Origin of the sequence: Pseudomonas brassicacearum, from assembly GCF_000585995.1 — a bacterium.
In the GTDB taxonomy this organism is placed as follows: domain Bacteria; phylum Pseudomonadota; class Gammaproteobacteria; order Pseudomonadales; family Pseudomonadaceae; genus Aquipseudomonas; species Aquipseudomonas brassicacearum_A.
This window is the reverse complement of sequence record NZ_CP007410.1, coordinates 6,213,626-6,232,537: the sequence shown is the minus strand read 5'-3', so window position 1 is coordinate 6,232,537 and position 18,912 is coordinate 6,213,626. Positions and strand designations below refer to the sequence as shown.

Below are 18,912 nucleotides of genomic sequence, written 5' to 3'. Positions count from 1 at the left end.
TATGGGTGATCGGCACGACTATGTGGCCCTGGAATGGGTCAAGGGCGAGATTGCCGAAACGCTGAAGCAGGCCCATCTGGCCCTCAACCGCCTGGTGGACGATCCGCAGGCGTCGGATGCCCTCGGGCAATGCCTGGCTTGCATTCACCAGGTCCACGGCGGCTTGCAGATGGTCGAGTTCTACGGCGCGGCGTTGCTGGCCGAGGAGATGGAGCAGCTGTGCGCTGCCCTGCAGGACAACCGCATCGCTCATCGCGACGAAGCCATCAGCCTGTTGAGCCAGGCCTTGGGGCAGTTGCCGATTTACCTGGACCGTATCCAAAGCGCCCGTCGCGACCTGCCGCTGGTGGTGCTGCCGCTGATCAACGATTTGCGCAGCGCCCGAGGCGAGAGCCTGTTGTCGGAGACCAGCCTGTTCAGCCCCGAGCTGCCGGATATCGCGCCGCTCAGCGACGAGGCCTTGAAACGCCTAGAGCCGGCGGACCTGCCAAGCACCTTGCGCAAGTTGCGCCAGACCCTGCAAGTGGCCCTGGTCGGCCTGCTGCGTGAGCAGGATGACACCACCCACCTCGGTTACCTGGCCAAAGTCTTCCTGCGCCTGGAGGGCTTGTGCGCCGGGGCACCGCTCAATGCCCTGTGGCAGGTGGCTTCGGCGTTGGTCGAGGGCATGCGCGAGGGGCGCATCGCCAACAGCCCGGCGTTGCGCAGCCTGTTCAAGGAAGCCGACAAGGAGCTCAAGCGCCTGCTGGACCAAGGCATGCCCGGCATCAATCAACCGGCACCGCCACACCTGCTCAAGAGCTTGTTGTTCTATATTGCCAAGGCCGAACAACCCAGCGGGCAGATGCAGATCATGAAAGAACGCTACTCACTGGACGACGCGCTGCCTGACAGCGCCATGGTCGACGAAGAGCGGGCGCGCCTGGCCGGGCCCGACCGCGATGCCATGCGCTCGGTACTCGCCGCGCTCTGCGAAGAGCTGGTGCGGGTCAAGGAGCGCCTCGACCTGTTCGTGCGCAGCGACCGTCAGCACGCTTCGGAGCTGGACAGCCTGCTGGCGCCCCTGCGGCAGATCGCCGACACCCTGGCGGTGCTCGGTTTCGGCCAGCCGCGCAAGGTCATCATCGATCAACTGGCGGTGGTGCTGAGCCTCGCCCAGGGGCAGTGCGAGCCGGATGACGCGACCCTCATGGACGTCGCCGGGGCCTTGCTCTACGTCGAGGCGACCCTGGCCGGCATGGTTGGCACCGTCGAGCCCGAGAGCCGCGAAGACACCCACCTGCCCACCACCGACCTGACCCAGATCCACCAGATCGTCATCAAAGAGGCCCACACCTGCCTGCAACAGGCCAAGGACATGATCGTCGACTACATCGACGCCGACTGGAACAGCGAGCAACTGCAGGCCTTGCCGGCGCTGCTGACCCAGGTCCGTGGCGCGCTGGCGATGATCCCCCTGAGCCGTGCCGCCAGCCTGGTGGAGGCCTGCAACGGTTTCATCCGCGAGCATCTGTTACTGGAGCACGCCCAGCCGGGTTGGGAAGAACTTGACCACCTGGCCGACGTGATCACCGGCCTCGAATACTACCTGGAGCGTTTGAGCGAAGACCCGGAAACCCCCGGCGAACCCTTGCTGGATGTGGTGGAGCGGAGCCTGGCCGCGCTCGGTTATTTCCCCGACGAAGCCCGTGTGCCCTTGCTTGACGATGTGCTGAGCCCCAACGAAGCCCAACTGATGCAGGACTTGCAGGAGCTGGATGACCCTCAGACCGTGCAGTCCCTGGCCCAAGTGCTGGCCAGTCCGGTCTCGGCGGTCAATCCACCCGCCAGGAACACCCCAGGCAGCCTGCTGCCGCCGCCGGTGGATGAGCATCCGGTGGACGATGAGTTGCGCGAGGTCTTCCTCGAGGAAACCGGCGAAGTGCTGGATGTCTTGCGCGAGTACCTGCCGCGCTGGACGGCTCACCCTGACGACCAGGGGGCCTTGAGTGAACTGCGCCGGGCCTTCCATACCCTCAAGGGCAGCGGCCGGATGGTCCGGGCACTGGTGCTGGGTGAGCTGGCCTGGGCCGTGGAAAACCTGCTCAACCGGGTGCTGGAACGCAGCGTCGAACCCGATGCGTCGGTCCGGCAGTTGATCGACGAAACGGTGCAGTTGCTACCCGACCTGGTGAACGAATTCGCCGCCCATCGCCAGCGCCAGCGTGACGATGTCGACCGCCTGGCCGTTCGCGCCCATGCGCTTGCCAGGGGGCGCGAGGAAGAAGACGAAGATGTACAGGACGTGGCGGCTCTCGATCCGCTGCTGCTGAAGATCTTCGACAACGAAGCCCAGGGCCACCTCACCAGCCTCAATCGCTTTCTCGACCAGGCCGCCGACCACCTGCCGTTACAGGCCAGCGACGAACTGCAGCGGGCCTTGCACACCCTCAAGGGCAGCGCATCCATGGCCGGTGTGCTGCCGATCGCTGAGCTGGCCGGTGCGCTGGACGAGCTGGCCCGGGAATACAAGGCACACCTGATCGCCCTCGACCTGGATGAGGTCGAACTGCTGTTGGAGGCCGGAGGCTTGCTACGCCTGGGCCTGCGTCAGTTGCACAGCGCGCCGCTGGCGCCAATCCCCGGCGCCGAGGAGCTGATCCAGCGCGCCCAGGCCCTGTTGGCCGAACGTCTGCAAGCGGCCCTCAGCGCACCCAACAAAGGGCTGCGGACCAAGCGCGACCCCCAACTGATCAACAACTTCCTGGCCCAGGGCATGGACATCCTGCTGGACGCCGAGAGCCTGTTGCAGCGTTGGCAGCAGCACCCGGGCGAAGGCCAGGAACTGAGTGCGCTGCTGGATGAGCTGACCACCCTCGGTGAAGGCGCACACCTGGCTGACCTGCACCCGGTGGACGAACTCTGCGAAGCCCTGCTTGACCTCTACGGCGCGGTGGAAGAAAGCAGCCTGACGGTCAGCGACAGGTTTTTCCAGGAAGCACAGCGCGCCCATGAAGCCCTGATCGACATGCTCGATGAGCTGGCGGCCGGGCAACATGTGCAGGCGCAACCCGAACGGGTGCAGGCCCTGCGCAACCTGCTCGAGACCAGTCTCGACCCATCGGCCACCGGCCTGATCCGCAGCGACGGCAGCCGCACCTTGAGCATCCGCGAACTGGGCAATGCGACGGCTGAACTCGAACGCAGCGTCCCCGCCGAGACCTCGGTGGATGACGACATTGCCTCGATCTTTCTCGAAGAAGCCCAGGACATCCTCGAAAGCGCCGCCCAGGCCCTGCAACGCTGGCTGGCCGACCCGGAAAATGGCGCGCCGCTGTCCTCGTTGCAACGTGACCTGCACACCCTCAAGGGCGGCGCGAAGATGGCGGCCGTGCGGCCGGTGAGCGATCTGGCCCAGGAGCTGGAAAACCTTTATGAAGGGCTGGTGGACCGCCGCTACAGCCATAGCGAGGAACTGGCGCAACTGCTCAACAGCAGCCATGAACGCCTCGACCTGTTGCTCGGGCAGTTGCAGCAAGGCCAGCCGTTGGGCGATCCCGTTGCATTGATCGACGCCATTCGCCGGTTCCGTCAGGACAAGACGAACACAACGGAGGCGAACGGGACGGCCCAGGCCGATGCGGCCGGGCATGATCCCGAACTGCTGGAGATCTTCCTCGAAGAAGGTTTCGACATCCTCGACAGCTCTGGTGCGGCGCTGCTGCGTTGGCAGGAAGAACCGTCGAACCGCCAGGCCGTGGAAACCCTGTTGCGGGATTTGCACACCCTCAAGGGTGGCGCGCGGATGGTGGAAATCGTGCCCATCGGCGACCTGGCCCATGAGCTGGAAAACCTTTATGAGGGGTTGGCGGCGGGCCTGCTTCAGCCGACCCCGGCGCTGTTCAGTTTGTTGCAAAGCAGCCATGACCGAATCGCCCAGATGCTCGACGCCGTGCGCGCTGGCCAGCCGTGCCCGTTGGCGGACCGGCTGATCGCGCAGATCCAGGCGGTGAATCATCCGCAGGCGCGCGAGACACCCCCAGCTGTCGCTGCCCCGGAACCGGCGCCTGCTCCACCTGCGGCCCCGACGCCCGCGCCCGGCAAAACCGAGCCCGCCGCACCGAGCGACGGTGCGGACATGGTCAAGGTTTCCGCCGAATTGCTTGATGACCTGGTGAACCTGGCCGGGGAAACGTCGATCTTCCGCGGACGCATCGAACAGCAGGTCAACGATGCGCGGGTGGCGTTGGGCGAGATGGAAACCACCATCGAACGGATGCGAGACCAGTTGCGCCGCCTGGATACCGAAACCCAGGGGCGGATTCTCAGTCGCCAGCAGGTGGAGGCCGAGCGCCTGGGCTATGAAGAATTCGACCCGCTGGAAATGGATCGCCATTCCCAGTTGCAGCAGTTGTCCCGGGCACTGTTCGAATCCGCCTCGGACCTGCTCGACCTCAAGGAAACCCTCGACCGCAGCAATCACGATGCAGAGAACCTGCTGCAACAGCAGGGACGCATCAATACTGAACTGCAGGAAGGCCTGATGCGTACGCGCATGGTGCCGTTCGAGCGCATGTTGCCGCGCCTCAAGCGCATCGTGCGGCAAGTGGCGCAGGAACTGGGCAAGGACGTGGAGTTCGTGGTCGACAATGCCGAAGGCGAGATGGACCGCAACGTGCTCGAACGCATGGCCGCGCCGCTGGAACACATGCTGCGCAACGCCGTCGACCACGGCCTGGAACCGGCCGACGTGCGCATCGCCGCTGGCAAGCCGGCCCGGGGACGCATCAGCCTCGACCTGTCCCGGGAAGGTGGCGACATCATTTTCGACATCCGCGACGACGGTGCCGGGGTCCCGCTGGACGCAGTGCGGCGCAAGGCGATCAAGCGTGGCTTGCTGGCACCGGACAGCGACATGAATGACCGCGACGTGCTGCAGTTCATCCTGCAGCCGGGTTTTTCCACAGCCGAAAAAATCACCCAGATCTCCGGGCGTGGTGTCGGCATGGACGTGGTCCATGAAGAAGTGCGGCAACTGGGCGGCAGCATGGTCATCGACTCCACGCCGGGGAAGGGTGTGCATTTCCGCATCCGCCTGCCGTTTACCGTGGCGGTCAACCGGGCACTGATGGTGCAGTGTCACGACGACCAGTACGCGATTCCGCTGAACACCATCGAAAGCATCGTCCGGGTATTGCCGGCCGAGCTGGACGGCTATTACCAGATCGATCCGCCGACCTATACCTACGCCGGGCAGCGTTATGAACTGTGCTACCTGGGTGAGCTGCTGAAAACCGGCGCCCGCCCGAAACTGCTGGGCCAGAGCCAACCCTTGCCGGTGCTGCTGATGCAGTGCAACGAGCGGCATATCGCGGTGCAGGTGGACGCCACCGCCGGGACCCGGGAAATCGTGGTCAAGAGCCTCGGCCCGCAGTTCTCGGCGGTGCAAGGCCTGTCCGGGGCGACCATCCTGGGGGACGGCCGGGTGGTATTGATCCTCGACCTGCTGGCGCCGATCCGCGCCATGCCCAGCCACGCGCCGCGCCGCCCGACGACCGAAGGCGAGGGTGAACACCAGCGGCCGTTGCTGGTGCTGGTGGTGGACGATTCGGTGACAGTGCGCAAAGTCACCAGCCGCCTGTTGGAGCGCCATGGCATGCACGTCCTCACCGCCAAGGACGGCGTGGATGCCATGGCGCTGCTGGCCGAACACGCCCCGGACCTGATGCTGCTGGACATCGAAATGCCGCGCATGGACGGCTTCGAAGTGGCCACGCAAGTGCGCAACGACCCGCGCCTGGCGCACCTGCCGATCATCATGATCACTTCCCGCACCGGCCAGAAACACCGCGACCGGGCCATGGCCATCGGCGTCAATGATTACCTGGGCAAGCCGTACCAGGAATCGGTGCTGCTCGACAGCATCGCCCACTGGAGCAAGACCCATGCATGAACATCGCACCCACCACCTCACCGGGTTGCTGCTGCCCCTGGCTGACCGGCACCTGGTGCTGCCCAACGTGGCCGTGGCCGAACTGATCGACTATCAGAGCAGCGCCTTCGACATGGACACCCCACCGTGGTTTCTCGGCTGGGTGAGCTGGCGCGAACGGCAAATCCCGCTGCTGAGCTTCGAATCGGCCTGCGGTCAGAAAACCGTGATCGGCGAGCGAGTGCGCATCGTCGTCCTCAACGCCCTGGGCGGACGGCCGGAGCTGAGGTTCATTGCGCTGTTGGTGCAGGGCATCCCGCGCTCCTACAAGCTCGACACCCAACTGAGCTACGTCGACGTGCCGCTGTGTGGGTTGGAACAGGCGGCGGTGCAGGTGGGGGAACATGTGGCGAAAGTGCCGGATTTGTTGGCGTTGGAGGAGTTGGTGGTGGCCGCGGGGTTGGTTCAGCGGCACAAATCCTGAGACATACGAAGTTCCAATGTAGGGTGAGCTTGCTCGCGAGGCGGCCTGATAGCCGTTGACCGGGTGCATATCCATTTCTGCGGTAACGGCCACTTAGGGTTCCGCCCTGACGGCGGCTCACTTTTGAGAAGCCTGCGCGGCCCGGCGAAAAGTAAGCAAAACGCTTTATGCCCCACCACTCGGTGCCTCGCTAGGGCTCGGCATGCCCTCACTCCGGCATTGCTCCGTGGGCCCGCCGCGAAGGGCCATCCATGGCCCAGCGCGGCTATCCCGGCATCCATGCCGGGATGCCCACTACGCAATACCTGCATTCGGCCAGCGTGGTTAACGGGGCGCCGAGATCAACGTCCGGCGCGAGGCGGCCTAATAGCCGACCTGGCTCTTGCGGGCGGTGTTTACCAATCAGACCTGTTTGGGCTGGATCTGTGGGAGCAAAGCTTGCTCGCGAGGCGGCCTTATAGCCGACCTGTTTCGCCCGGGTGTACTCAATTCCAATGTGGGAGCGGGCTTGCCCGCGAAGGCGGCGGCACATTCTGCATTGATGCAAGCAGAGCCACCGCCATCGCGAGCGAGCTCGCTCCCACAAGATTGGCGGTGGACACTGATCTTATAAACGACCAAAAACCTGTGTGGGAGCGACAGCGAATGCCTCCTGGCCAACCTCAGCGAAACCCTCGCCTGCGCCAATGTCATGCTCAACGAGCTGGCTTTCGACCTTGAGGGTTCGCCCCGGCATTTTGCCCTGGCATCCAGCAGATGATCGAACTCAGCGAGTTGCTGGCCAATCGGGCGCTGGACATTGTCGACCTGCGCTAAAGTTGAACGCGTTCTTGTGGCGAGGGGATTTATCCCCGTTGGGCCGCGCAGCGGCCCCCAAGCCTGAGTTCTCGGAATGTCAGACTGCTCAGGTTACGGCTGCTGCGCAGCCCAGCGGGGATAAATCCCCTTGCTACAGAACTCGAACCCAACCACATACCCCCTGTCGCTCCCAAAAAAAGTCCGGGCGCTACGTTTAGTGCCAATCCCAACTTGATAAGTCCCAAAAAGGGACCTATCGTTCCCTTTTTGGGACTTATAGCCTTTACCATGAATCACCTCTCTCTAAGCGATGCGTTGTTCACGGCCACTCAGCAACGGGTCCTGGGCCTGTTGTTCGGTAAACCGGATCAAAGCTTCTATGCCAATGAAATTGCTCGCTGGGCTCAAGTCGGCAAGGGCAGTCTCATGCGGGAGCTGGAGCGTTTGCAAAACTCAGGGATTTTGCTGATGACTCGTCAGGGCAATCAAACCCATTACCAAGCCAATGTGCATTGCCCGATCTACGCGGAACTGTTGGGCATCGTTCAAAAAACCATGGGGATAGCCGAGCCGTTGCGCCAAGCCTTGGAGCCGTTTTCCAGGCAGTTGAGTTGGGCGTTCGTCTACGGCTCCATCGCCAAAGGTCAGGCGAACGCATCCAGTGACATAGATCTCATGCTGATCGGCGAAGGCCTGCACTACAGTGAAGTGATGGAGCGGCTTATGCCCCTGGAGGAGCAACTGGGCCGTCCTCTTAACCCTACGCTCTACACGCCCCAGGACTGGGCTGCAAAATTTGCGGCGGGTAACAGCTTCGTGGTGCGGGTAGCGCGGCAGGACAAGATCAACTTGCTGGGTGAAGACCCTTTGGAGTCCAAGGATGGGCAAGCAAGAAAGCCTGGAAAATCTGTTACGTAGCGGCAGCCTCAAAGCAGAACCGCCGGATCGCCAGGAATGCGAGGGCTTGATGCGCTCTGCAATGGACCGCCTGACAGATGCGCAAACAGTGTCTCTTTCGTTTGCCAGTCGATTCGACTGGCGTACAACGCCGCCCATGCCGCCGCCCTTACGGCGCTACGAATGAGCGGCTATCGTTCGGACAAACGTTATCTGGTCTTTCAATGTCTGGTTCATACGGCGGATGTCACCAAAGTGCAGGTCCGGCTATTCGCCCTATGCCATGAGCGGCGCAACCTTGCCGAGTACGAAGGCTACATGGATGAAGATGATGCGCTTCTTACTCAACTGATTGAGAGTGCGGTAGAACTGCTCGAACGGGTCCGGCAATTGATGAGTATGAGTTGACCCATGGTGGTCGCCGCAAACTTCCAATCCATCCCCTGTGGGAGCGAGCTTGCTCGCGATAGCGGCAGAACAGACAGCACTGATATTGCCTGACACACCGCCATCGCGAGCAAGCTCGCTCCCACATTGGGGCTGGGTCCATTTTCCCCACCATTACTCCAACCGTAACGATCCACCGCTCAGCTTGATTGATGCACCTGCCACGACCCTCCTAAGGTAACCCCCACGACAGCGAACCCGTGGAGTGGTCATGACAACAACAATATCCCCCGACTCGCGCTGGACGCGGCGGCGCGGCGAAAAGCAGCGGCGTCTCGGGCTGGTGAAGGGGCTTGCCGACGGTGTGGTGTTGCCCACCGACAAGATCGTTGCAGCACTGGAAGCGTTGATTCTGCCCGGCGACCGCGTGGTGCTGGAGGGCAATAACCAGAAGCAGGCGGATTTTCTCTCGCGCTCGCTGGCGAAAGTCGACCCTTCGAAGTTGCACGATTTGCACATGATCATGCCCAGTGTCGGCCGGTCCGAGCATCTGGACCTGTTCGAGCGCGGCATTGCCCGCAAGCTGGATTTTTCCTTCGCCGGCACCCAGAGCCTGCGCATCAGCCAATTGCTGGAAGACGGCCTGCTGGAAGTTGGCGCGATCCACACCTACATCGAACTCTATGCCCGGCTAGTGGTGGACCTGATTCCTAACGTGGTTCTTTCCGCCGGCTTCATGGCTGACCGTGCCGGCAATATCTACACCGGCCCCAGCACCGAAGACACGCCGGCGCTGATCGAGCCGGCGGCCTTCAGCGACGGGATTGTCATTGTCCAGGTCAACCAGTTGGTGGACGACGTCAGCGACCTGCCGCGAGTCGATATCCCGGCGTCCTGGGTCGATTTCGTGGTGGTGGCCGACAAGCCGTTCTACATCGAGCCGCTGTTCACCCGCGACCCGCGTCATATCAAGCCTGTGCATGTGCTGATGGCGATGATGGCGATCCGCGGGATCTACGAAAAGCACAACGTCCAGTCCCTCAACCACGGCATCGGTTTCAACACCGCCGCCATCGAACTGATCCTGCCGACCTACGGCGAATCCCTCGGTTTGAAGGGCAAGATCTGCCGCAACTGGACCCTCAATCCCCACCCGACGCTGATCCCGGCCATTGAAAGCGGCTGGGTCGAAAGCGTGCATTGCTTCGGCACCGAACTGGGCATGGAAAACTACATCGCCGCGCGACCGGATGTGTTCTTCACCGGCCGCGATGGCTCTCTGCGTTCCAACCGCATGGTCTGCCAACTGGCGGGGCAGTACGCGGTGGACCTGTTCATCGGCGCCACCCTGCAAGTGGACGGCGACGGCCATTCCTCTACGGTGACCCGTGGGCGATTGGCCGGTTTCGGCGGTGCGCCGAACATGGGCCACGATCCCCGTGGTCGCCGCCACGGCACGCCGGCCTGGCTCGACATGCGCCACGGCGACGGCGAGGCGCCGCTGCTCGAGCGTGGCAAGAAGCTGGTGGTGCAGATGGTCGAGACGTTCCAGGAGGGTGGCAAACCGACCTTCGTCGACACCCTCGACGCGGTGGACGTGGCGAAAAAAGCCGGCATGCCCTTGGCGCCGATCATGATCTACGGCGACGACGTTACCCATTTGCTCACCGAAGAAGGCATCGCCTACCTGTACAAGGCCCGTTCCCTGGAAGAACGCCAGGCGATGATCGCGGCCGTGGCCGGGGTCACCGCCATCGGTTTGCGTCACAACCCGAAAGACACCGCGCGCATGCGCCGCGAAGGGTTGATCGCCTTGCCCGAAGACCTCGGTATCCGCCGGACCGACGCCACCCGCGAGCTGCTTGCGGCCAAGAGCGTGGCCGACCTGGTGGAGTGGTCCGGTGGCCTCTACAACCCGCCCGCCAAGTTCAGGAGCTGGTAAATGCACGCTTCCAACCTGCAACCGAAAAAACTCTCCTTGGCTGAATGCCTGGCTGATATAGCGGTGGACGCACTGATCGATGAAGCCGACCTGTCGCCCAAACCCGCTCTGGTGGACCGTCGCGGCAACGGCGCTCATACCGATTTGCACCTGGGCCTGATGCACGCCTCGGCGTTGTCGCTGTGGCCCGCTTTCAAGGAAATGGCCGAAGCTGCCCTCGATTGCGGCGAGATCGGCCTGCCATTGCGCGAAGCCCTCGGACGGATCGGCCGTGAGGGCGAAGCCGCGATGCTCGTCACCACGGGCGGCGTGAACACCCACCGTGGCGCGATCTGGGCCTTGGGCTTGCTCGTGGCCGCTGCGGCACTGGAACCTGAATCCAGCGTTGCAAGCGAGGTCACTTTACGCGCCGCACGCCTGGCCCTGCTCAACGACCGCTACGCACCCAACCCCTTGAGTCATGGCGCCCAGGTCGCCCAACGCTACGGCGTGCGCGGTGCCCGGGAAGAGGCGCAACTGGCATTCCCGGCGGTGACCGGCCTCGGCCTGCCGCAACTCAAGCGCAGCCGCGCGGCAGGGGTAGGTGAGCAGAACGCTCGGCTTGATGCCTTGCTGGCGATCATGACCACCCTGGCCGACACCTGCGTGCTCTACCGCGCCGGCGAACCGGGTTTGCAGGCCATGCAACAGGGCGCCAAAGCGGTGCTCGATGCCGGCGGCAGTGCCAGCCTGGGCGGACGTCGCCAGTTGCACGCGCTGGACCAACAACTGATTGCCTTGAACGCCTCGCCGGGCGGCGCCGCCGACCTGCTCGCCGCCTGCCTGTTCCTTGATCGTATCGAACGCGGCGCTGGCCTCTTCCCTGGAGCGTGCTGATGGAAACCTTATCCTTTGAATTCCCCGCCGGGCAGCCGCCACGGGGCCGGGCGCTGGTGGGCTGCGTCGGCTCGGGCGACCTGGAAGTGCTGATCGAACCTGGCCTGGCGGGCAAGCTGACCATCCAGGTGCAGACCTCGGTCAATGGTAGCCAACAACGCTGGGAGCATCTGTTTGCGCGGATGTTTGACGGCCAGACGCCGCCGGCCCTGGCGATCGACATCCACGATTTCGGTGCCACTCCCGGCGTGGTGCGTCTGCGCCTGGAACAAGGCTTCGAGGAGATCGGCCATGACTGACAGTGCAGCGTTGCTCAACAAGCACAGCTTCGTCGAACTCGGCGCCCGGCAACGGGCCAAGGCCTTGCTCGATGACGGTACGTTTCGCGAACTGCTCGATCCCTTCCAGCGGATCATGTCGCCCTGGCTGCTGCGCCAGGGCGTGGTGCCGCAAAGCGACGACGGTGTGGTGATTGCCAAAGGCAGTATCGATGGCCTGCCGGTGGTGATCGCCGCCATCGAAGGCGCGTTCCAGGGCGGCAGTCTCGGTGAAGTCGGCGGGGCGAAGATTGCCGGCGCGCTGGAGTTGGCTGCCGAGGACAACCGCAAAGGCATTCCAACCCGGGCCGTGCTGCTGCTGGAAACCGGTGGCGTGCGTTTGCAGGAAGCCAACCTCGGGCTGGCGGCGATTGCCGAGATTCATTCGGCGATTGTCGACCTGCGCCAATACCAGCCGGTGGTCGGCGTGGTGGCCGGCAGCGTCGGCTGCTTCGGCGGCATGTCCATCGCCGCTGGGCTGTGCAGTTATTTGCTGGTGACCCAGGAAGCCCGACTCGGTCTGAACGGCCCGCAAGTGATCGAGCAGGAGGCCGGCATCGACGAGTACGACTCCCGCGACCGGCCGTTCATCTGGAGCCTGACCGGCGGCGAACAGCGTTTCGCTACCGGGCTGGTGGACCGTTACGTCGCCGATGATGTGGCGCGGATCCGCCAACAGGTCAGCCAATTGTTGCACCTGGGCGTTCCCGCCGAACACCGTAGCGGCCAGGCTGAACTGTTCCTGCAACGCCTGGCGCGGTTGGACACCGGCGTGCAAATCGAACCGGCCACGGTTCGCCAGTTGTATCAGGGAGAACGCCCATGAGCTCGTATTCATTGAGAGGCTTGCGCTGGTTCGAGGCCTTGAGTGGCAAAGTCAAACCGTTGGAAGGATTGCCTGCTTCGTTGAAAGTCGCTGACGTCGCGCTGGGCGGGCAGCACGTGCGCCTGCTGGCGGTGGTAGCGGATCCCGACAGTCGTTTTCCCCGTGCGCGCAATGGCGAAGTCGGTTTGCTCGAGGGTTGGGGCCTGGCCAAAGCCGTGGACGATGCCATCGACGCCGACCGTGATGCCTCCCACAAGCGTGCGTTGATCGCCATTGTCGATGTGCCGAGCCAAGCCTATGGCCGGCGCGAAGAAGCCCTCGGTATTCATCAGGCCTTGGCCGGTGCGGCGGACAGCTATGCCCGTGCGCGGTTGGCCGGGCATCCAGTGATCGGGTTGTTGGTGGGCAAGGCAATGTCCGGGGCGTTCCTCGCCCACGGCTACCAGGCCAACCGACTGATTGCACTGCGTGATCCGGGGGTGATGGTCCACGCCATGGGCAAGGCCTCGGCGGCGCGGGTGACCCTGCGCAGCGTCGAGGAGCTTGAAGCCCTGGCCGCCAGCGTGCCGCCGATGGCCTATGACATCGACAGCTTTGCCAGCCTGGGGTTGTTGTGGGAAACCTTGTCGGTCGAGCAGATCGAACAACCGACGGCGGCTGATCTGGCGCGGGTGAGCGATTGCCTGCAACAGGCGATCAATGATGTTGTCGGTGCGCCTCCAGACCTGAGCAGCCGTCTGGGCGCGCCCCATCGGGCGGCCTCCAGTACGGTTCGCCAGTTGTTGAGAGCGCAGTGGTGAACAACCTCATGGCCCACGACCTGCTCTGGGGGCTGACCCCGGAGCGGTTGCCTGCGGATGCGCCGGTCTGGGCTGTTGAAGCCTTGAGCCTTGGGCAACCGGTGGTGGTGCGAAGGGCGATGACCGTTGCGGGGTACGTCGCGGTGGGCGTGCGCGGACAATCCCGGGAGCAGCGCTACGCCACCTCGATGCCGGTGGCGGCGATCAAGCGCCGGGTGCGCCCCGAGGACCTGTGTCACGTCGAATCCCGTCGCGACATGCCGGCCCTGCATGCACTGTCCCGACTGCGTCCGTTACTCGACGTCAGCGGCTGGACCTGGGGCGTCAGTGGCAGCGCCGGGTTCGAACTCGCCAGCGGCATCGAGGCGCTGCACGAGCGCAGCGACCTGGACCTGATCCTGCGCATGCCGCAGCCGTTGGATCGTCTCCAGGCCAGGGATCTGCTGGCGCAGCTGGATCGCTCGGTATGCGCCGTGGACATGCAATTGCAGACCCCTTTCGGCGCCATCGCCTTGCGCGAGTGGGCGGGATCGGCGCGCCGGGTCTTGCTCAAGGATGACGTTCAGGCACGGCTGGTGAGTGATCCCTGGCAGCCGTCGCGGGAGCAGGTCGCATGAGCAGCCTGTGGGTGTTCCCCGGTCAAGGTGCGCAACGAGCCGGCATGCTCCATGGGTTGTCGCCACAGATATTGGGTGAAACGAGTGATGTGCTCGGTGAAGACGTGCTGCAACTGGACAGTGCCGAGGCATTGCAATCGACCCGCGCCGTGCAGCTGTGCCTGTTGATCGCCGGTGTGGCGGCGTCCCGTCGCTTACTGGAACAGGCGCCCGCGCCAGACTACGTGGCGGGCCTGTCCATCGGGGCGTATCCCGCCGCGGTGATGGCCGGTGCGCTGGGGTTCGAGGATGCATTGCGGCTGGTCAGTCTGCGCGGCGAATTGATGCAGCAGGCGTATCCGCAAGGCTATGGCATGACCGCGATCATCGGCCTGGATCTGGCGGCAGTGGAAGCCTTGCTGGCGCAGGTGCACAGCGACAGGACACCGGTCTACCTGGCCAATATCAATGCCGATAACCAGGTGGTCATCGCTGGCAGTGACGAGGCCATGAGGCTCGTTGCCGAGCAGGCACGCAGCCAAGGCGCCGCCAAGGCCTGCCGGTTGGCGGTGAGCGTTCCGTCCCATTGCCCGTTGCTGGAGATACCGGCGCAAGCATTGGCCCAAGCGTTTGCCGATGTGTCGTTGAAAGTACCTGCCTTGGGTTATCTCAGCGGCAGCCGCGCCCGGCCTGTGATTAACAGCGAGGCCTTGCGCGACGACCTGGCGTTCAACATGTGCCGTGTCGTCGATTGGCGCGGCACGGTGCAAAGCGCCTACGAACGAGGCGTGCGGCTACAGATCGAACTGCCGCCCGGTGCGGTGCTGACCGGGCTGGCGCGCCGGGTATTCGAACAGGGCACGGTCATGGCTTTCGACGGCGCCCGGCTCGATACCCTGCAGGCGCTGCTGCGTGAGGAGGGAAGCCGCCAACCCTAGACCACCGACTCAAGCTGGCGAAGCACAAAAACAACAACTTCGACGATGCACTTTGAGGACTACAACAATGATTATTTACGGTGTGGCGTTTCTGGCCTTTTGTACCCTGACGGGTATTTTCATCGGCGAGCTGCTGGGCAAATTGATCGGCGTACCGGCCAATGTCGGCGGCGTCGGCATTGCAATGCTGCTGCTGATTGGCCTGGGCAGTTACCTGAGCAAGCGCGGCCTGTTCAAGGGTAAGTCCGAGGCCGGCGTGGAATTCTGGAGCGCGGTCTACATTCCCATCGTGGTGGCGATGGCGGCGCAGCAAAACGTCTACGGTGCGCTCAAGGGCGGGCCGATGGCGATCCTGGCCGGCACCCTGGCGGTGGTGATTGCCTTTGCGTTGGTGCCGGTGCTGGTGCGCATCGGCAACAAAGGGCCTGAAGCCAACGTTTCCGTGAAGACGGTCGGGTGATTGCCATGTACGAATCCATGATGAAAGTCATCACCGGCTACGGCCTGATCAGCGGCTTCGCCATTGTCGGCATCACCATGTGGGTGTCCTACTGGATCAGCAACACGTTCACCAAAGGCCGCCTGCATGGCTCGGCCATCGCCATTCTGCTGGGGCTGGTGCTGTCGTATATCGGCGGTGCGATGACCGGCGGACAGAAGGGCGTGGTGGACATTCCGTTGCTGTCCGGGATCGGTTTGCTCGGTGGTGCCATGCTGCGGGACTTTGCCATTGTCGCCACTGCGTTCGGCGTGAGTGTCGAGGAACTCAAGCGTGCCGGTTTCGTCGGGGTACTGGCGCTGTTTGTCGGGGTGGGGACTTCGTTCATCGCTGGCGTGGGCGTGGCGATGGCCTTCGGTTACACCGATGCAGTGAGCCTGACCACCATCGGCGCCGGGGCGGTGACCTACATCGTTGGGCCCGTCACTGGCGCAGCGATTGGCGCCAGTTCCGAGGTCATGGCGCTGTCCATTGCCGCGGGCTTGATCAAGGCAATCCTGGTGATGGTGGCGACGCCGTTCGTGGCACCGCTGATTGGCCTTAATAATCCACGCAGTGCGGTAATTTTTGGCGGCTTGATGGGCACCTCCAGTGGTGTGGCCGGTGGTTTGGCGGCCACTGATCCGAAGCTGGTGCCCTATGGCTGCCTGACGGCGGCGTTCTATACGGCGCTTGGGTGTCTGCTGGGGCCTTCGTTGTTATTCCTGATCATGCGGGGGTTGATCGGATAGGGCTTAGTCTTTTTGCTGACAGGGCTGGCCTCATCGCGAGCAAGCTCGCTCCCACACAGGTTTTGTGTCGTACTCAGATGTTGGGGACGACACAAATCGATGTGGGAGCGAGCTTGCTCGCGATGGGGGCGACGCGATTTCAAACCTGGCGATTGGCATACATCCGGCACTCGGCCAACAGCGCCAGCAGATTCGGATCACGCTCCTTGGCCTTCAAAAACACCACGCCAATGTGCTGCTGCAACCGATACCGCGTCTGCAAGGGAATCAACTTGACCCGATTCTCGTAAACCGCCGCAATCCTGCCTGGCAATAACGCATAGCCCACCCCGGAACTGACCATGCTCAGCAGGGTAAAGATGTCGTTGACCTGCATCGCCACCTTCGGCTCGAACCCCGCCTGCTTGAACACCCGAATCCCGTCCTGATGCGTGGCGAAGCCCTGGGTCAAGGTGATGAACGTCTCGTCGCGTACCTCGGCCAGATCGACTTCGCTGCGTTGGGCAAAGGGAGAATCAGCTGGCGTGGCGAGGAAGATGTCGTCGGAAAACAGCTCGATATGCTCGCAGTCCGCATCGTTCACGCTGTCGTCCAGGGAGATCAGGATCGCGTCCACCTCCATGTTCTTGAGCTTGTACAGCAGGTCGATGTTCGAGCCCAGGATCAGGTCGATGTTGAGTTCGCTGCGACGGATCTTCAGGCCCATGATCAGCTGTGGCACGGTCTTGACCGTCAACGAATACAGGGAACCGAGCTTGAAGCGCTCGGCGGAGAAGCCGGCGGCTTCACGGGTCAGGCGCACACTTTCGACCACGTCCTGGATCAGCTTCTGCGCCCGCTCTTCGAGCACGTAGGCGCTTTCCAGCGGCGTGAGGTTGCGGCCTTCGTGCTTGAACAGCGGACAACGCAAGGCGCTCTCCAACGAGTGAATGGCCCGGTGCACGCTGACGTTGCTGGTCTGCAACTCGGCCGCCGCCCGCGTCAGATTGCCGGTGCGCATGAAGGCCAGGAACACCTCGAGTTTCTTCAGGGTCAATTCTTCGTCGATCAGCATGGGGCGGGCTCTTATTCGTTTGGCTTGATTGTGCCCCAATCGGTCTTTGTAGCGAGGGGATTTAGCTGTGATGAATATCCAGTGGCGGAACACTAACCTGTGGCGAGGGAGCTTGCTCCCGCTCGGGTGCGCAGCGCCCGCTCTTTCTGGGGCCGCTTCGCAGCCCAGCGGGAGCAAGCTCCCTCGCCACTGAACCTCACTGCACTTGAGTATTGGCAGGCTGCAAGCAAACCATTGCACTTTGCAGCGCCAAGCCTGAGCCTTGGCGTCTGTTTTGGAATGTGAGGGGAGAGTGGATGTATCACGGGGAACGACTCAACGCCTGGACGCACCTGGTCGGGGCGGTCGCGGCTTTTATCGGGGCGGTGTGGCTGCTGGTGATTGCCGGGATGGCCGGTGATCCGTGGAAGATCGTCAGCGTGGCCATCTACGGGTTCACCTTGCTGGTGCTCTACAGCGCTTCGACGGTCTACCACAGCGTGCGCGGGCGCAAAAAGGAAATCATGCAGAAGGTCGATCACTTTTCGATCTACCTGCTGATCGCCGGCAGTTATACGCCGTTCTGCCTGGTGACCTTGCGCGGACCGTGGGGCTGGAGTCTGTTCGGGATTGTCTGGGGGCTGGCGGTGATCGGGATCTTGCAAGAGATCAAGCCCCGTTCCGAAGCGCGGATCCTGTCGATTGTGATCTACGCCGTGATGGGCTGGATCGTGCTGGTGGCGGTCAAACCGTTGTTGGCGGCCCTGGGCAGCACCGGGTTTGCCTGGCTGGCCTCGGGCGGCGTGTTGTACACCGTGGGCATTATCTTTTTTGCGCTGGATCACCGTCTGCGCCACGCCCATGGCATCTGGCACCTGTTCGTGATCGCCGGCAGCCTGCTGCACTTCGTGGCGATTCTGTTCTACGTACTCTAGGCACCGGCCGTGGCGAACAGGCGATCCAGTTGCGCCTGGGCCTGGCTGGTGAAAATCTCCAGCAGTGCGCCGAGGGTGTGCGCCGGGGCTTCGTTGGCCCGGGTCACGGCATACAGGGAAATGGGCAGCGGTGGTGACAACGGCCGGATCGCCGTGCGGCTGTTCGAAGCGCCCAGGGCCGTGAACGGGTCGATCACCGCCAGCCCGGCACCCGACTCGACCATCGCCCTGGCCAATGAATACGTCTGTACGGCGATGCTGATGCGCGGCGGCGGTTCCACAGACTTGAGATAACCGTCCAGCTTGGCCGACAGCGGGTCGGCACTGGACAGGCCGATCAACGGCGCCCCGGCCAGTTCCTGCAAGGGCATCGGCTGACCCACTGCCGCGTCCTTCCAATAACCGCTCGGCGCCAGGGCCACCAGCACGCCGCTGGCCAGGGCCTGGGCCTTGAGCCCGGGGTGTTCGGGCGGTTGCAGGGTCAGGGCGACATCGATTTCGCGCATCAACAGGTTCTGCACCAGCTCGCGGCTGTGGGCGCTGGACAACTCGCAGGCGCTGTCCGGGTAGCGTCGAGTCCATTGGTGAATTGCCGCCGGCAGCAGCGACAGGGCCAGGGCCGGTGTCGCGCCGATCCGCAGGCTGTGGCCCGGCTCGCGACGCAGGCTCTGGGCGAGGCGTCGCACGCCTTGCAGGCTCTCGCTGACCTTGTCGACTTCGCGCTCCAGCTCCAACGCTTCAGGCGTGGCCTGCAACTTGCCGCGCACCCGCAGAAACAACGCAAAACCCAGTTGTTGCTCGGCATGCTGCAGCACTTTGGTCACCGCTGGCTGCGAAACATGCAGCAGTTGGGCGGCGCCGCTGATGGAGCCGGTCTGGCGGATGGCCTGGAAAATCTCAATGTGGCGAAGGCGCATGGCGAGCCCATAACCTTTGTTTATA

General features: G+C 63.4%; 15 protein-coding genes and 2 pseudogenes. 15 read left to right on the top strand and 2 right to left on the bottom strand.

Features of this window, described 5'->3' with window-relative positions:
- The first annotated feature begins 1 nt into the window (after position 1).
- The 14 genes and pseudogenes from CD58_RS26835 (at position 2) to madM (ending at position 16,002) form a co-directional block, all read left to right on the top strand.
- Positions 2–5,932, top strand: a complete 5,931-nt coding sequence (locus tag CD58_RS26835; protein WP_025215956.1) for an Hpt domain-containing protein — start codon at positions 2–4, stop codon at positions 5,930–5,932.
- Positions 5,925–6,395, top strand: a complete 471-nt coding sequence (locus CD58_RS26830; protein WP_025215955.1) for a chemotaxis protein CheW — start codon at positions 5,925–5,927, stop codon at positions 6,393–6,395. The genes CD58_RS26835 and CD58_RS26830 overlap by 8 nt, the downstream gene beginning before the upstream one ends.
- Positions 6,396–7,032: 637 nt before the next feature.
- Positions 7,033–7,211, top strand: a pseudogene (locus tag CD58_RS31570) (DUF6124 family protein); the annotation flags it as partial.
- 270 nt (positions 7,212–7,481) lie between these two features.
- Positions 7,482–8,111, top strand: coding sequence for a nucleotidyltransferase domain-containing protein (locus CD58_RS26825; protein WP_025215954.1), 630 nt, complete (start codon positions 7,482–7,484; stop codon positions 8,109–8,111).
- Positions 8,074–8,498: pseudogene (locus tag CD58_RS26820) on the top strand (hypothetical protein). Before CD58_RS26825 ends, CD58_RS26820 begins: the two are co-directional and overlap by 38 nt.
- Positions 8,499–8,748: 250 nt before the next feature.
- Positions 8,749–10,419: a malonate decarboxylase subunit alpha gene (gene mdcA, locus CD58_RS26815; protein WP_025215953.1), complete on the top strand. Its 1,671-nt coding sequence runs from the start codon at positions 8,749–8,751 to the stop codon at positions 10,417–10,419.
- Positions 10,420–11,295, top strand: a complete 876-nt coding sequence (locus tag CD58_RS26810) for a triphosphoribosyl-dephospho-CoA synthase (RefSeq protein WP_025215952.1) — start codon at positions 10,420–10,422, stop codon at positions 11,293–11,295.
- Positions 11,295–11,594, top strand: coding sequence for a malonate decarboxylase subunit delta (locus CD58_RS26805; protein WP_003177514.1), 300 nt, complete (start codon positions 11,295–11,297; stop codon positions 11,592–11,594). The genes CD58_RS26810 and CD58_RS26805 overlap by 1 nt, the downstream gene beginning before the upstream one ends.
- A complete protein-coding gene (locus CD58_RS26800; RefSeq protein WP_025215951.1) occupies positions 11,587–12,438 on the top strand; it encodes a biotin-independent malonate decarboxylase subunit beta in 852 nt (283 codons plus the stop codon). Before CD58_RS26805 ends, CD58_RS26800 begins: the two co-directional genes overlap by 8 nt.
- Positions 12,435–13,238, top strand: a complete 804-nt coding sequence (gene mdcE, locus CD58_RS26795; protein WP_025215950.1) for a biotin-independent malonate decarboxylase subunit gamma — start codon at positions 12,435–12,437, stop codon at positions 13,236–13,238. Before CD58_RS26800 ends, mdcE begins: the two co-directional genes overlap by 4 nt.
- Positions 13,232–13,855, top strand: coding sequence for a malonate decarboxylase holo-ACP synthase (locus CD58_RS26790; protein WP_025215949.1), 624 nt, complete (start codon positions 13,232–13,234; stop codon positions 13,853–13,855). Before mdcE ends, CD58_RS26790 begins: the two co-directional genes overlap by 7 nt.
- On the top strand, positions 13,852–14,772 hold the full coding sequence (gene mdcH / locus CD58_RS26785; protein ID WP_025215948.1) for a malonate decarboxylase subunit epsilon: 921 nt from the start codon (positions 13,852–13,854) through the stop codon (positions 14,770–14,772). Before CD58_RS26790 ends, mdcH begins: the two co-directional genes overlap by 4 nt.
- 67 nt (positions 14,773–14,839) lie before the next feature.
- Positions 14,840–15,232: a malonate transporter subunit MadL gene (madL, locus tag CD58_RS26780; RefSeq protein ID WP_025215947.1), complete on the top strand. Its 393-nt coding sequence runs from the start codon at positions 14,840–14,842 to the stop codon at positions 15,230–15,232.
- A 5-nt stretch (positions 15,233–15,237) separates the two neighbouring features.
- A complete protein-coding gene (gene madM / locus CD58_RS26775) occupies positions 15,238–16,002 on the top strand; it encodes a malonate transporter subunit MadM (protein ID WP_025215946.1) in 765 nt (254 codons plus the stop codon).
- 139 nt (positions 16,003–16,141) lie between these two features.
- Here madM and CD58_RS26770 read toward each other — a convergent pair whose 3' ends face one another.
- On the bottom strand, positions 16,142–17,056 hold the full coding sequence (locus CD58_RS26770; protein WP_025215945.1) for a LysR substrate-binding domain-containing protein: 915 nt from the start codon (positions 17,054–17,056) through the stop codon (positions 16,142–16,144).
- A gap of 296 nt (positions 17,057–17,352) precedes the next feature.
- On the opposite strand from CD58_RS26770, the gene trhA reads away from it, so the two are divergent.
- On the top strand, positions 17,353–17,970 hold the full coding sequence (gene trhA, locus CD58_RS26765) for a PAQR family membrane homeostasis protein TrhA (protein WP_025215944.1): 618 nt from the start codon (positions 17,353–17,355) through the stop codon (positions 17,968–17,970).
- On the opposite strand, the gene CD58_RS26760 is transcribed toward trhA, so the two are convergent.
- Positions 17,967–18,887, bottom strand: a complete 921-nt coding sequence (locus CD58_RS26760; protein ID WP_025215943.1) for a LysR family transcriptional regulator — start codon at positions 18,885–18,887, stop codon at positions 17,967–17,969. The genes trhA and CD58_RS26760 overlap by 4 nt on opposite strands.
- Between the last annotated feature and the right edge of the window lie 25 nt (positions 18,888–18,912).